The 13,602-nt window shown below is 64.2% G+C and carries 14 protein-coding genes; 13 read left to right on the plus strand and 1 reads right to left on the minus strand.

Going from position 1 to position 13,602, the window contains the following annotated elements:
* Window positions 1-108 precede the first annotated feature (108 nt).
* Window positions 109-1,647, minus strand: a complete 1,539-nt coding sequence (locus ACOCG7_RS07170; protein ID WP_154873329.1) for a sensor domain-containing diguanylate cyclase — start codon at window positions 1,645-1,647, stop codon at window positions 109-111.
* Window positions 1,648-2,199: 552 nt separating this feature from the next.
* Between ACOCG7_RS07170 and ACOCG7_RS07175 the strand changes: the two genes are divergently transcribed.
* The 13 genes from ACOCG7_RS07175 to ACOCG7_RS07235 all read left to right on the plus strand — a co-directional run bounded on the left by ACOCG7_RS07175 (window position 2,200) and on the right by ACOCG7_RS07235 (window position 13,592).
* Window positions 2,200-2,382, plus strand: a complete 183-nt coding sequence (locus tag ACOCG7_RS07175; RefSeq protein ID WP_073428306.1) for a Flp family type IVb pilin — start codon at window positions 2,200-2,202, stop codon at window positions 2,380-2,382.
* Between the two features lie 76 nt (window positions 2,383-2,458).
* Entirely contained in the window at window positions 2,459-2,956 is a 498-nt protein-coding gene (locus ACOCG7_RS07180) for an A24 family peptidase (protein WP_421377418.1), read from the plus strand.
* A 12-nt stretch (window positions 2,957-2,968) separates the two neighbouring features.
* A complete protein-coding gene (gene cpaB, locus ACOCG7_RS07185) occupies window positions 2,969-3,931 on the plus strand; it encodes a Flp pilus assembly protein CpaB (RefSeq protein ID WP_073428308.1) in 963 nt (320 codons plus the stop codon).
* A gap of 47 nt (window positions 3,932-3,978) precedes the next feature.
* Entirely contained in the window at window positions 3,979-5,445 is a 1,467-nt protein-coding gene (locus ACOCG7_RS07190) for a type II and III secretion system protein family protein (protein ID WP_310317493.1), read from the plus strand.
* Window positions 5,446-5,456: 11 nt separating this feature from the next.
* Window positions 5,457-5,849 carry a CpaD family pilus assembly lipoprotein gene (locus ACOCG7_RS07195; RefSeq protein ID WP_421377421.1) on the plus strand — a complete coding sequence of 131 codons (393 nt, stop codon included), beginning with the start codon at window positions 5,457-5,459 and terminating at the stop codon, window positions 5,847-5,849.
* 27 nt (window positions 5,850-5,876) lie between these two features.
* Window positions 5,877-7,094: an AAA family ATPase gene (locus ACOCG7_RS07200; protein WP_421377423.1), complete on the plus strand. Its 1,218-nt coding sequence runs from the start codon at window positions 5,877-5,879 to the stop codon at window positions 7,092-7,094.
* Window positions 7,094-8,503, plus strand: a complete 1,410-nt coding sequence (locus ACOCG7_RS07205; RefSeq protein ID WP_154873323.1) for a CpaF family protein — start codon at window positions 7,094-7,096, stop codon at window positions 8,501-8,503. The genes ACOCG7_RS07200 and ACOCG7_RS07205 overlap by 1 nt, the downstream gene beginning before the upstream one ends.
* A complete protein-coding gene (locus ACOCG7_RS07210; RefSeq protein ID WP_421377425.1) occupies window positions 8,500-9,477 on the plus strand; it encodes a type II secretion system F family protein in 978 nt (325 codons plus the stop codon). Before ACOCG7_RS07205 ends, ACOCG7_RS07210 begins: the two co-directional genes overlap by 4 nt.
* A complete protein-coding gene (locus ACOCG7_RS07215) occupies window positions 9,474-10,436 on the plus strand; it encodes a type II secretion system F family protein (RefSeq protein ID WP_421377427.1) in 963 nt (320 codons plus the stop codon). The genes ACOCG7_RS07210 and ACOCG7_RS07215 overlap by 4 nt, the downstream gene beginning before the upstream one ends.
* A 221-nt stretch (window positions 10,437-10,657) precedes the next feature.
* Window positions 10,658-11,401 carry a tetratricopeptide repeat protein gene (locus tag ACOCG7_RS07220; protein WP_421377429.1) on the plus strand — a complete coding sequence of 248 codons (744 nt, stop codon included), beginning with the start codon at window positions 10,658-10,660 and terminating at the stop codon, window positions 11,399-11,401.
* An 8-nt stretch (window positions 11,402-11,409) separates the two neighbouring features.
* Window positions 11,410-11,853, plus strand: a complete 444-nt coding sequence (locus tag ACOCG7_RS07225) for a TadE/TadG family type IV pilus assembly protein (protein WP_421377431.1) — start codon at window positions 11,410-11,412, stop codon at window positions 11,851-11,853.
* Between the two features lie 3 nt (window positions 11,854-11,856).
* Entirely contained in the window at window positions 11,857-12,948 is a 1,092-nt protein-coding gene (locus ACOCG7_RS07230; protein WP_227470530.1) for a TadG family pilus assembly protein, read from the plus strand.
* Window positions 12,945-13,592: a methyltransferase family protein gene (locus ACOCG7_RS07235; protein WP_310120504.1), complete on the plus strand. Its 648-nt coding sequence runs from the start codon at window positions 12,945-12,947 to the stop codon at window positions 13,590-13,592. The genes ACOCG7_RS07230 and ACOCG7_RS07235 overlap by 4 nt, the downstream gene beginning before the upstream one ends.
* Window positions 13,593-13,602: the final 10 nt, after the last annotated feature.

Genomic DNA, 13,602 nt, shown 5'->3' on the forward strand with positions numbered 1-13,602 from the left:
CAATATTCTCCTGGTCTTTACCGCAATAAACCTCCCCACTCTCCCATCATCCAACGCCAACGCCCAACCTGCTCGCGCCACCTGTTCCGCCAAATCCATCAACCAGCATCAACCTTTCTTATCCTGCCAGAACGGCGAAACCTTATTACGACCGGTCGCCTTGGCGTTATACAGCGCCTCGTCAGCGGCCTTGATCACCGCGGTTACGTCGCTATCCTGTTCCGGCGCCCAGCTCGCCGCACCGATGCTGGCCGTCACGCGTCCGTACTCGCTGCCGGCGTGCTCGATGGCGAGTTCGCTGATCGCCGCGCGGATCTGCTCCGCGATCAGCGCCGCGCCCGCGGGCGGCGTATCGGGCAGCACCACGACGAATTCCTCCCCGCCATAGCGTGCCGCACTGTCCGCGGGTCGTCGGATATTGTTGCCGATGCACCGCGCGACGGCGGCCAGCGCGTCGTCGCCCGCCTGGTGCCCGTAGGTGTCGTTGTAAGCCTTGAAGCGGTCGATGTCGACGAACAGCAGCGAAAACATGCTGTGTGTACGGCGCGCCCGCCGCCACTCCTGATCGAGAATCTCGCCCAGCGTGCGGCGGTTGTTCAGTCCGGTGAGGCCGTCGGTTCTCGCGAGCAGTTCGAGTTCCGATTCAGCGCGCATCCGGCGGCGCAGTTGCGCGCCAAGCAGAAACGCGAGCGCGACGAACGCCAGCGCGAAGGCGATCATCAGCGAGCCGATGGTGGTTGCGCGCCGCCGCCAGCCCGCATAAATGTCCTGCTCGGCCTCTGCCACCATGATGATCAGCGGCAGGTCGGGGAAATTCCTGAAGTAGTACAGGCGGCGCACGCCGTCGATCGACGCGGTTTCGGAAAAACTGCCTTCCGCCGCGGTGCGGAAGCGCCGGAAGGTGGCCGCCTTGCCGATGTCGCGCCCGATCGTGCGCACGTCGTACGGCTGTCGCATGATCATGATGCCGTTGCGACCGATCAGGGACACGGCGCCATGCGGCCCGAGCGACAGCCCGGCAAACAGCGTATGGAAATACTCGAGGTTCATCGCGATCAGCACGATTCCCGCGAACGAGCCGTCGGGATGTGAAAGCCGCCGGCTCAGCGCAATGCTCGGCGAGCCGTTGCGCAGCCGCGAGCTAAACGGATCGCTGATATAGAGACCCGCGTTCGGGCTGTCACGCTGGACGATGAAATACTTCCGGTCCGAGAAATTACCCTGGCGCGGCACATCGCCGGCGGAGTCGACGACGATGTTGCCGGACGCGTCCAGCACCAGCATCGAGCCCAGGTATTTCGCGGTCGCGGCGCGGTCGAACAACACTTGTCTGCGCAGGCGCGGCGGCAGTGCCAGCACCGCCGGATCGCGCATGCCGTCGACGACCGCCTGCAGCGACAACGCGCACAGTTCGAAATTCCGCTCGATATCGCGCTGGGCGATGAGCGCGAGGTTTCGCGACGTGTCACGGGCGCGGTCCATCGCATCGAGGCGCGCGTCGTACAGCACCGTCGCGCACAGCGAGATCATGACCAGCGTAATGAAGATGCCGCCCGCGATAATCGCATGCGGCGCCAGATGGCCGCGCCAGAGTCGGTTGCCCAGGCCCACACTTCCCCCGTTGTTGCTTGTTACGGTCCGCACCATGCCTTGAGATAGCCAGGAAATCCGGTTATGCGGATCTCAGCTTGCTGGAGATCCGGGCATCGTAAAACGCCGGAGATTCTACCGGTTCAGCCATGCATTGTGGCCAATTCCGCCATTTGTTTTTCCAGCATTCAATCGCCTTGCAGCGAATGGCGGGCTTAAGGGTATTCCGTACCGCCTTGAAAGAAATGTTATGCGTTTTCCCTATTGGTTTTTACATGAATTGTCTTACCATAAGAAAAACAACAAGCCGGTGCGGAGTCGTCGTGGCTGGATCCGCCATTGACAATGCAGCGAGGCATGCGGTCTTTTATAGCGGTTACCGAGGGATGCAACCTGCAAGGACCTTCAACCCATGACAAACCAGGAGGCTAAATCTATGTCGCAGGGTTTCCCCCGATCCGACAACCGCCCTTTTCTCTTTTAACACCACAGCCATATCGCTATTTACCGAAAGTAATCGGTAATTTCGATGCGGAAATGATATTCGGTGCCGGGTTGGTTATTCATTCATTGGGTCCACCCTTCGCCACTTTGTTACGGGAGCCAAAAATGCAAACCTTTCTGAAGGCATTCGTTCGCGACGAGCGTGGTGTCAGCGCCATGGAATACGCGGTTCTGGCCGGCATCGTCGTGATCGCATTGGGTGCGATGGCCGTGGGCTTCAACACCAACATCGGCGCGATGTTCACCAACCTCTTCACGCAAGTCACGACCTCGCAGAACAAAGCGTGATGTTGCGCGGCCGGGAGGTTCGATACGGCCGTTTATCGAACCTCCTTTATCGAACGTTCCACGGAGCGCGCTGATTGTGTCGCTACTCTCTGCCATCATCCGCGTCACCGTACTTTGCGCGCTGCTGCGGCTCGCCATTTTCGACGTGCGTTGGCGGCGATTGCCAACCAGGGCGACCCTCCTGATCGCCGCGCTGTTTTTCATCGACGCTCTCGTCATCCGCCTGCCCATTCACGACGTGCTTGCGCATCTGCTGCTGGCGCTTGCCGTTCTGGTGATCTGCGCGGCCTTGTTCGCCGCAAAAATGCTGGGCGGGGGCGATGCAAAACTGGCCTGCGCCGTTTTCCTGTGGACGGGCCCCAGTCTCGCCTTGCCTGCCCTCGCCATCGTCTCGGTGATCGGACTGGGCGTTTCCCTCGTCAGTCTCGCCACACGTCACATGGCTGCCGAACAGCGCTTTCCCCCGCTGCGTGCCCTCGCGATGTTTTCTGGCACGCGCGGCGTGCCCTACGGTGTCGCGCTGGCGCTCGGCGGCGGGTCGGTCATCGCGTTGCCTTTGCTTGCGATGCGGTAGGACAGCGCCCTCATGTCCAACGTCATCAAAATCGGTTTGCTGGTCCTCGGCGCCATTCTGATCGCCCTGATCGTCCGGGCCGTGGTCGCCGGCTTGTCGCGTCCGTCCGCGCCCGAGGCCAGCACCGAAAAAGTTCGTATCAGCGCGGCGGATCTTCCGCAGGGTCTGCTTCTGCGCGACGAGGACATGATCTGGAAGCCGATACCCGTCGCCGATGTTCCGCTGAATGCGATCGTCCAGGGCGCATCCGGCGCGGTCGAACTGAAGGGCGCGCTTTTGCGTCACGGTATAGCGAGCGGCGCGCTGATCGTCGCCGACGACGTCATCCTGCCGGGCGCCCCCGGCTTTCTCGCCGCCACGCTCAAACCGGAAATGCGCGCGGTGTCGGTCGCCGTCGACGATGTCTCCGGTAACGCCGGACTGATCCAGCCAGGCGATTACGTCGACCTGCTGCTCACGCAGCAGATGGACCGTCGAACCGACTCGCCCGAACTCGCGGTGTCGAGCGAAACCGTCGTCGAGCGCGTTCGGGTGCTCGCGGTGGGTTCGGAGATACAGCGTCCGAAGAACGGCGAGGCCGCCGACGCCACCAATCGCGCCCGCACTGTCACGCTGGAAGTCACGCCGCGCATGGGCGAAGTCGTTGCCGTCGCCGCGCGCCTCGGCAGTCTGTCGCTTGCCTTGCGCAGCTTCGCGACCGTGACCCGCAATCCCGCCGCGTCGGCGTCGGCCGACTCGCCACCGCCGCCCGTCTGGGCCGGCGACATTTCACGCGCCGTGCGCGATCTGCCGCGAGCGCACGCCCCGCAAGGCACCAGCACCAGTGCGAGCACGAGTTCCGGACCGGCTGCGCCGCCCACCGTGACGATATACCGAGGTTCCGAGAGGAGCGACGCGCTATCGAGCGTCGCCCAGTCAAGCGGTAGCGCAGGAAACAACGTACCGCCAGTGCCGTCTCTGCGCGCGCCGCTTTGACGCGCGCGGAGGGCCTAAACAGCGTCCAGTCGCGGGGATGGAACGCCATGACGAAGCAGTTCAGTCCGGGTCGCATCGGTTCGAAGCTCACGGCTTGCGCGGTGATTAGCTGGGCCACGGCGCTCGCGGTCCACGCGCAGGCGGCGCCGGCTCGCGCGGCGCTGCCCGGGCCTGACGCGCCGCTCGCGAGCGCGCCTGGCGGTTCAGCGGGAACCTTGGCCATCGACGCCGGCAAGGGCACCCTCGTGCGTCTGAACGAGAACGCGAGTTCGGTGTTCGTCGCCGATCCCACGATCGCTGACGTTCACGCGCCGTCGCCGAAAGCGGTCTTCGTGCTGGGCAAGAAGGCCGGCACGACGACGCTGTATGTGCTCGGCGCGGACAACCGGACCTTGCTTCAACAGACGGTGGTCGTCAGCCGCGACACGGATGCGCTCCGACGCGCCGTCGCGGCGCGCTTTCCGGCCATGCGCCTGCAACTGACAGCCGGTCCCGGCTCGCTGCTGGTGTCAGGCCAGGCGGCATCGGCTTCCGACGCCGACGCCGTGGTGCAGACCCTTACGCCCTATCTGGCCGACAAGGAAGTGCTCGTCAACCGCATCACGATCGACCGGCCGCTCCAGGTGCAGTTGCGGGTTCGCATCACGGAAGTGGATCGGAACGTCACGCAGCAGTTGGGGATCAATTGGGCGGCACTCGGCTCGGTGGTGGGAAATTTCACGGGCGGTATCTTCGGCGGCCGCCAGATCTTTAACCTGGCCCAGCCGATCGTCGGCCCGTCCGGTACGTCTTATCCGATCAATCTGCCTTCGAACAACGCCTACTCGATCTTTGGCCAGTTCAGGACTGGCAACGCCAACATCCAGGTACTCGTCGACGCACTGAATCAGGAAGGCTTGCTGACGGTTCTTGCCGAGCCCAATCTCGTGGCGATGTCGGGACAGACCGCCAGTTTCCTCGCCGGCGGCGAGTTTCCCATTCCGGTGGCGCAGATCAACGGCGCGGTCACCGTGGACTACAAGCAGTTCGGCGTCAAACTCGATTTCACGCCGACCGTCATGAACGAACGCCGCATCAGCCTGAAAGTGCGCCCCGAAGTCAGCCAGATCGACGCGACCGCGAGCGTCACCACCAATGGCATTACGGTGCCGGGGTTGAGCGTGCGCCGCGCCGACACCACCGTCGAACTCGCGAGCGGCCAAAGCTTCGCGATCGGCGGTTTATTGCAGACCAACACCACCGACATCATTTCGCAGGTGCCGGGCCTCGGATCGATTCCGATTCTGGGCAAGCTGTTCTCGTCGACCAATTACCAGAACAACAAGACCGAGCTCGTCATCATCGTGACGCCCTATCTGGTCGAGCCGACCGATCCCGCCCGGCTTCGCACGCCACTCGACGCGCTGATGTCGCCGAGCAGCGACATCGAGTACAGCTTCAGGCGCGAGTCCGGCGATGCGCCTGCCCCATCCGGACAACCGCGCCTCGTCGGCGCGGCCGGGTATGTCTACTGAGCGGAGCCGCCATGATTTCCGCACGCCTTCTTCGCTTTACCCGCCTTGTCGCGCTCACGCTTGCCTGCATTACGACGGCCGGCGTCGGTGGCTGCGTCAAGCCGCCGAGAACGATGCCCGACGCGTCGATCATCCCGTTCGACGGCCACCTCGCCTTGCCGCCCGATTGCGCCAGCCTGGCTCGCCCATCGGTGCTGACCGACGCCGGCTGGAGGCGTCCCGACATGGCATGGGGCTGCGCGACCTACACGAATCTCGCGGCGCAGCTCGCCCATCCTCGGGACATCGTCAAACCCGAATCGCTCGGACCCGCCGATGCCGCCGTGGCGGCGAGCGCGGTGCATCGCTATCAGACTGAACGCGTGACACCGCTCGACAAGACGACGACGCGCGATCCGCGTTGACGCGCGAGACATTCACCGAAGGCGACCATGAGCACAGACTTCAGTTTTCGGAAAAGCGCGACGGCGGCTCGGCTCGTCGACTTCATCGCGTTCGTCGCGGATCACGCCACGGAACAGGTGCTGAAAGACTATGTGCTCGAGCAGGCGATGCCGCATGCGCACGTGGCGATCGGCGACATTCACGACGCGATTGCCTATCTCTCGAAGATCGAACGCTCGCCTTTGTTTCTGCTGATCGACCTGCATGGCTCCGCGATGCCGCTCTCGGATCTGGCGCGGCTCGCCGAAGTGTGCGAACCGTCGGTGCAGGTCGTCGCGCTCGGTGAGCGCAACGACGTCGGGCTCTTTCGCAGTTTGCTCAAGCTCGGCGTGCGTGACTATCTCGTCAAGCCGCTGACCGTCGAACTGCTCAACCGGACCGTCAGTGCAACCGAGGGCAAGATCAATCCCGTCGTGCAGACTCGCGCCGGCAAGACGATCGCGTTCGTCGGCTCGCGGGGCGGCGTCGGCGTCACGACCATCGCCCTGAATCTCGCCCGCCATCTGGCCGAGGACACGCATCGCCGGGTCGCTTATGTCGACCTCAACGTGTATGGCGGCGCGGCCAACAGCATGCTGGGCTTGCAGAGCAACAACGGCCTGACCGACGTGTTGCAGAACGTGCATCGGCTCGATCCGCAGTATGTGGAAAGGACGCTCGTCGCGAAGGGAAGCCGCCTGTTCGTTCTCTCCTCCGAACTCGACTACGGCGCGCCGCGGCCGTTCCAGGCGGGAGCGCTCAAGCGCGTGCTCGAAGTGCTACGCGACAGTTTCCACTACGTCATGCTCGACGCGGGCAACCGGGCCGATCCGCTGGCGGGCGAAGCGTTCGACCACGCATCGCGCGCCTATCTGGTGGCGGACCGCTCGGTGCATTCCGCGCGCGAGACGCTGCGCCTGTTGCGCTACATCGAGGACCGCGACAACAATCCCGCGGCTTCGCTGCTGCTCAATAACCCCAACGCCGCGACCGCGGGCAAGGTGCAGCCCGTCGATTTCGCGGCGGCGGTGGGTCGCCCCGCGTTGCATGAAGTCCCGTTCGAAACCAGGGCGATCTCGCTGGCCGAGAACCTCGGCGAGGCGCCCGACGAAAAAACGGCCAACGGTTTCAATCAGGCGATCACGCGTATCGGCAGCGACCTCACCGGCCAGCACGTCGCCGTCGAGCGCACGTTCCTCCAGAAGCTCGGAATAAGGAAACGCTGATGTTCGGGCAAAAGCAGCCTCCTTCCCCAGACGTGGCCGCGCCGCGCGACAATCCGGCTGCGCCGGCCGCCGCGTCGCCTCCCGTCGCGGCCAGCGGTACGGTCACCGCTTTGCCGGGACGCGCCGCGTTACCGCAGGGCAACGAAGCCTTGGTCCGCTCGGAACTGTTCAAGACCATCCGCAGCGGCGTGTTCAATTCGATGAACGCGTCGGCCGCGGTCGGCAAGACTCGCGAGCAGATGAAGCCCGGCGTCGAACAGCTCGTGCTGGAGATCGCGGCGCACGAGCGGCTGAACGTCACGATTTCGGAGCAGATCCAGATCGTCAGCGAACTGCTGAACGACATGTTCGGCGTGGGTCCGATCGAGCCGCTGCTCGCGGACGACAGTGTGACCGACGTGCTCGTCAACGGTCCCGATCAGATCTACGTCGAGCGTCATGGCCGGCTCGAACTGACGCCGTACAAGTTTCGCGACAACGCGCACGTCGTCAGCGTCGCGCAGCGCATCGCGGCCGGCGTGGGCCGGCGGGTCGACGAAAGCAGTCCGATGGTGGATGCGCGTCTCGCCGACGGCAGCCGGGTCAACGTCATCCTGCCGCCGCTAGCGATTCACGGCGCCTGTATCGCGATCCGCAAGTTCTCGAAGCGCAACATCACGCTGCACCGGATGGCGCAGCAGGGCAACATGTCGGCGCAGATGAGCAACGTGCTCAAGCTCGCCAGCACGTGCCGCCTCAACGTCATCGTGTCGGGCGGCACCGGCTCCGGCAAGACCACCTTGCTGAATGCGCTATCCCATTTCATCGGCAATGGCGAACGCGTCATCACGATCGAAGATGCGGCCGAACTTCAGCTTCAGCAGCCGCATGTCGTCAGCCTCGAAACGCGCCCTGAAAACGCCGAGGGTCTCGGCGGCGTCGCCCAGCGCGATCTGGTGCGCAACGCGCTGCGGATGCGGCCGGACCGCATCATCCTCGGCGAAACGCGCGGTCCCGAGGCGTTCGACGTGCTGCAGGCGATGAACACCGGCCACGACGGCTCGATGACGACGATTCACGCGAACACGCCGCGCGACGCGATCACCCGGCTGGAGAGCATGGTCATGATGGCGAACGCCAATCTGCCGCTGATGTCGATTCGCCGGCAAATCGCGAGCGCGGTTCATCTGTTCGTGCAGATCGAGCGGATGCGCGACGGCGTGCGGCGCGTGACGCGCATCACCGAACTCGTCGGCATGGAAGGCGACGTCATCATCACCCAGGATCTCTTCACCTTCCGCTACGACGCGAGCGCTTATAACGAAGAGGTCAAGGGCGTCTTCGAAACGGCCGCGCTCAGACCCGCGTTTTCCGAGCGCGCCGCCTATTACGGTGTGGAAGAAGCACTGCTGGAGGCCATGCGCCCATGACGACGATCGACCTCGTCACGCTCGCCTCGTTCGCTTGCGCGCTGGTGCTTGGACTGATGGCGCTGACCGCGCAGGATCTGCGAAGCAAGCAGCCCGGCGCCAGGATCAGATCGCGCATGCTGCGGTCTTTCTCGATCGAGGACGGCGCACCCGCGCCCGCTCAAAGCGGTGTCGACGCGAACCTCTTCAAGCTGAACCGGCACGGCAACGCGATCAGCCGCTGGCTCAGGCCGAGGATCGCCCGCCTGAGAACGGTGGCCGGCGCGAACGGTCTTCGCGTCGTGATCGGCGCGGCGATCGCGGGCGCACTCCTTGCGCTCGCCATGACGCGTTTCATGCCGCTTCCCGGCTTGGTCAAAGTGCTTCTGCTGCCGGCGCTCCCTCTCTTTGCCGCGGTGCAAGCCTATCGTTTCCTCGTCGCCCGCTTCCGGCGACGCTTCCTCAATGGCTTCCCGGACCTGCTCGACATGATCGTGCGCGCGGTGCGCGCGGGCGTACCCGTCACCCACGTCATCCGCGCGGCCGCCGACGAATGTCCCGAGCCGCTGCGTCATGAATTCCGCTTGATGGGCGACGCGTTGCAGCTTGGAATCGATCTCGAGGAAGTGCTGGCCGTGGCAATGCGCCGGATCGAAGTCACCGATTTCTCTTTCTTTTGCGTATGCCTGCTGCTGCAGCGTGAAACCGGCGGCCAACTCGGGGAAACGCTCGAAAACCTGGCCGCCATTGTTCGCACGCGCGGCGAGGTCCGTCTGAAAACGAAGGCGCTGACCGCGGAAGCGCGCATCACGACGAGGATTCTGGCCGCCATTCCGGTGGTCATCATGCTTGCCTTGTACGGTCTGAATCGCTCTTACGTCATGGTGCTGTTCGACAGACCCGCCGGGCAGAAGCTGCTGACGTTCGCGTCGATCTCGGTGGTGCTCGGCATCGCGGTGATCAACAGGATGTCCAAACTCAATACCTCCCGATGAGCGACGCCAGCATAGAGACACTGCTCGACCTTCTGATGCTCGTGGCGTTGTTCGGCACGCTCGCGTTATGGTGGGCCGCCAAGCGCGGCGGCAGGCGCGGCAGGATCGCCGAACGGGTGCGCGAGGCGGCTCTCAGCCTGCGCCCGCACAGTTCGCCCGCCGGCATGGATGACGACGGTGCCGGTCTGCGCGCGCGTCTGCTGCGGCGCCTCGCGACGCTGGGGGACCGGCTGCCGCTGTTCGACGCGAAGTATCGCGCGGAACTCGGGCGGCAGATGGTGCGCGGCGGTTACCGCGGCAAACATGCGGTGCCCATTCTGGTCGCGATCAAGTTCCTGTTCGGCATTGTGTGTGCGACGCTCGCGGTCATGCTGGGCTCGCACATCGCGTTCGTCGGCCGCTATCCTGCCGCTCGCGGCATTCTGATGGTGTTCGTGTTCATCGTCGGGATGATCGTTCCGGAATACGTGCTCGCGTTGCGCGCGCAGCGGCGCCGCCTCGCCATGGCGGCCTGCTTGCCCGACGCGCTCGACCTGCTGGTCATCTGCACGAACGCGGGGAACAGTTTGGCGGTGAGCATTCGCCGGGTCGCGGACGAACTCGCTTCCATCTGCCCGCCGCTTTCGGACGAGTTTTCGCTGACCGCCGACGAGCTGAAACTATCCGGCGACAGCACGCGTGCGCTGAATGGGCTCGCGCAGCGGATCGACCTGCCCGCCATTCGCGCGCTGATTTCCACGCTCACGCAATCCATGCGCTATGGCACGCCGATCACGCAGGCGCTGCGAACCTTGTCGCGCACCGAGCGGCTGGCTCATATCGTTTCGCTGGAGGAAAAAGCCGCCAAGCTCGCCCCGAAAATGGTGCTGCCGATGATGCTGTTCATTCTGCCGGCGGTCGTCGTCATCGCAGCCGGCCCGGCAATCATTCAAATTCTCGAATTCTTCGCCAAACAATGAAAACCGTCGAATTGCGAATTTCCGTTCGTGCCCCTCGTGCCCTTCCTGGCCTGCGTGCCGTTCCGACGCATGGCTTCGCGATGCCGCGCTTTGCGCGGCGCGTTGGCCTTGTTGGCCTCGCTTGCTGCTGCGCCGCCGCGCTGCTCGCGGCAGGCGCTTGCACGACGACGTATCGTGTCTCGGAAGCGCACACGCTGCCCCGCAATACGATGCCCGACAGGATGAGCGAGCTTCGCATCGCCGAGACGGCGCTCGACTCGGGCAACGTGGAACTCGCCACGACGCTCTACGAAAAGGTCGTGGCCGCCGATCCTCGCTCGGTTGCGGGTCTGACGGGCCTGGGCGACACGCTTTACGCGGTCGGCGACTTCACGCGCGCGGCGGTCCACTACGAGCGGGCCAGGCAGGTCGACGCCAACGCGATTGCGCCGATGATCGGCATCGCGCGCGTGGCGATTCATCAGCGGCGCTTCGACGATGCGATCTCCCTCTATCGCCAGGTGCTGGCGCTGACCCCCGATGCACCGCTCGCGTCCGCGGGCCTCGGCGCGGCGCTTGATCTGAAGGGCGATCACGTCGCGGCGCAGGCCGTGCTGAGGCAGGCGCTCAAGGCCAATCCCGGCGATCCGGGCCTGAGCATCAACCTCGGATTGTCGCTGACGCTCAACGGCAATCCACGCGACGGCGCGAACGTGTTGCTCGACGTGACGCGCTATCCCGGTGCGCCGCCCCAGGCGCGCCAGGATCTCGCGCTCGCCTACGGCCTGCTTGGCAATTCGGAAGCGGCGGCGGCGATCCTCGGACAGGATCTGCCGAAGGCCTCCGTGCAGGACAACCTTCGCTTCTATGAAATTCAACGCAACCGGATGACGCCGCCTGCGTCGATGCTGCCGGCGTCGAAGAGATCGGCCGCGACCTCGGGCGACACCACGTCAGGCACGACGCCCGCCATCACTGCCCGATGAAAACCGCAATGCCGATGCCTCACGCCAACCGTGCAAGCTGTGGACCACGCGCGAGCCGGGGATCGGCGGCGATCGAGTTCGCGATTCTGCTGCCGTTTCTGATCATGATTCTGGTGGGGATCATCGACGTCAATCTGATCTTCTATAACGACGCGATCCTGACGAACGCGGCTCGCGCGGGCGCGAGAGCCGGCACGGTGCTCCAGGTGCCGCCGCTGACCACCACGCAGATCGCGGCCATCACGACCACCTACGCGCAGAACAACCTCGTCACCGGCGGAGCCGCGACTGCGCCGACCGTGACGGTGACGCAGTCGAACGGCACGACCCCCGGCGGCTCGCTCCAGGTCGCGGTTTCATACACGTACCAGGGGCTGCTGCTCGGCTCGGCGTTTAGCGCGTTGGCCAGCCCCGTCGTTCTGAACGCCACCGCCGTCATGATTTACGAGTAGACCATGACGGCGCCCATGCTTGCCGAGCGCGAGGAACTCCGCCTGAAACACGACGTGGTCAACACGCGTTTGACCGGCACGCATGCACGCTATCGACGCCAGCGCGGGACGATGAGCTTCGTCTTCGTTTCCTTCGTGCTGATGGCGCTGGCGTTCTCGGCATTCTCGGTGGATATCGGCCGCTACTATCTCGCCTCCAGTGAGTTGCAGACCGCGGCGGATGCCGCCGCCATCGCGGGCGCGCGTTCGTTGTTTACCGGGAACCTGAATTCGACCGCCAACTGGAGCGCCGCGAACGCGAGCGCTGCAAGCGCCGTTCAGCTCAATGCCTCGGGGGGATCGACCTTGACAGCCGCGACGGTGCAAAGCGGTTTCTGGAATTTGACGGGCTCTCCGGCCAGTATGCAATCGGCGGCAATCACGCCCGGCGCCTACGATAGCCCCGGCGTGCAAGTCACTGTTTCGCGCGCGACAGGATTGAACGGCGGCTCACTGGTCTTTCTGTTCGCGCCGCTTTTCGGCGTGAACGACACCCCCGTGACGGCGACCGCGGTGGCCGTGGTATCCGCACCGGGTTTTGTCGCCACCGGCGCGTTGTACCCGGTGGCCCTCGCCAAATGTATTTTCGACCAGTACTGGAATACGCAGACCGGATCGCCGAAGATCGACCCGTCGACCGGGCAGGCCTATACGTTTCAGATCACCAACGGCACGTCCTACGGAGGTTGCCTTCCTGGGCAATGGACCTCGTTCCAGACCAACGCGAACGACGTGCCGACGGTGCGTGGATTCATGGCCAACGGGAACCCCGCGCAATTGAGCATCGGTGCGTCCATCTGGATTCAGCCCGGCGTCAAGACGACGATTTACAGTTCGGTGCTGCCCAACATCGACGTGCTGCTTCCGGTCGTTCAGCAAGTGGCGACGTCGAACGCCACGATCCTCGGCTTCGCCGCTTTTCATATCGATTCCGCGGTCAGCGCGGGCGGCAACAACTACATTCAGGGTCATCTCATCACGAGGGTCAACGTGTCTTCCGGCTCGCCACAAAACAGTCTCTACGGGGCGTATGTCGCGCCGCGTCTCGCGCGATGACGCAAGCTCTTTCCAACCGCCCCGCTCTGACCCGCGCGCAACTCGCGGTCGAGGTCGGCGTGCGAATTCTGACCGTACCGCTGCTCGGCCTATTCGTCGCCATGACCGTTCACCAATACGTGATGGACACGTCGAGGGTCACGCTGCTGGTGTTCGCCTTCGCGGAGGTGTTGACGGTCGGCCTCGCCGTGTTTGCCCGCGTGCCGCGCGAGCGGGATTGGAGGCCGCTCAGTCTCGGCGCGACCCTGTGCGCGACGTTTTACTTTCTCGCCTTTCAGATAACGCCTGGCATCAGACTGGTTCCTGAAGCGCTGGCCGCCGCCTTGCAGGTGGTGGGCGTTCTCGTTCAGATCTATGCGAAGTGGTCGCTACGACGTTCGTTTGGTCTTTTGCCCGCCAATCGGGGCGTCATTATCAATGGACCGTATCGCCTCGTTCGCCATCCGATGTATCTGGGGTATCTGATCACGGACATCGGCTTTCTTGCCGCGAACTTCGGCGTTCGCAATCTTCTCGTCGTTATCGCGCAATGGACGCTTCAAGTCGTGAGGATCGTGAAGGAAGAGCAATTGCTTTCTAACGACATCACGTATCGCGAGTACATGGGGCGCGTGCGCTACCGGCTCGTTCACGGCTTGTTCTGAATGGCTTGTA

It is taken from the genome of Paraburkholderia sp. DD10 (genome assembly GCF_049177125.1).
GTDB lineage: Bacteria > Pseudomonadota > Gammaproteobacteria > Burkholderiales > Burkholderiaceae > Paraburkholderia > Paraburkholderia terricola.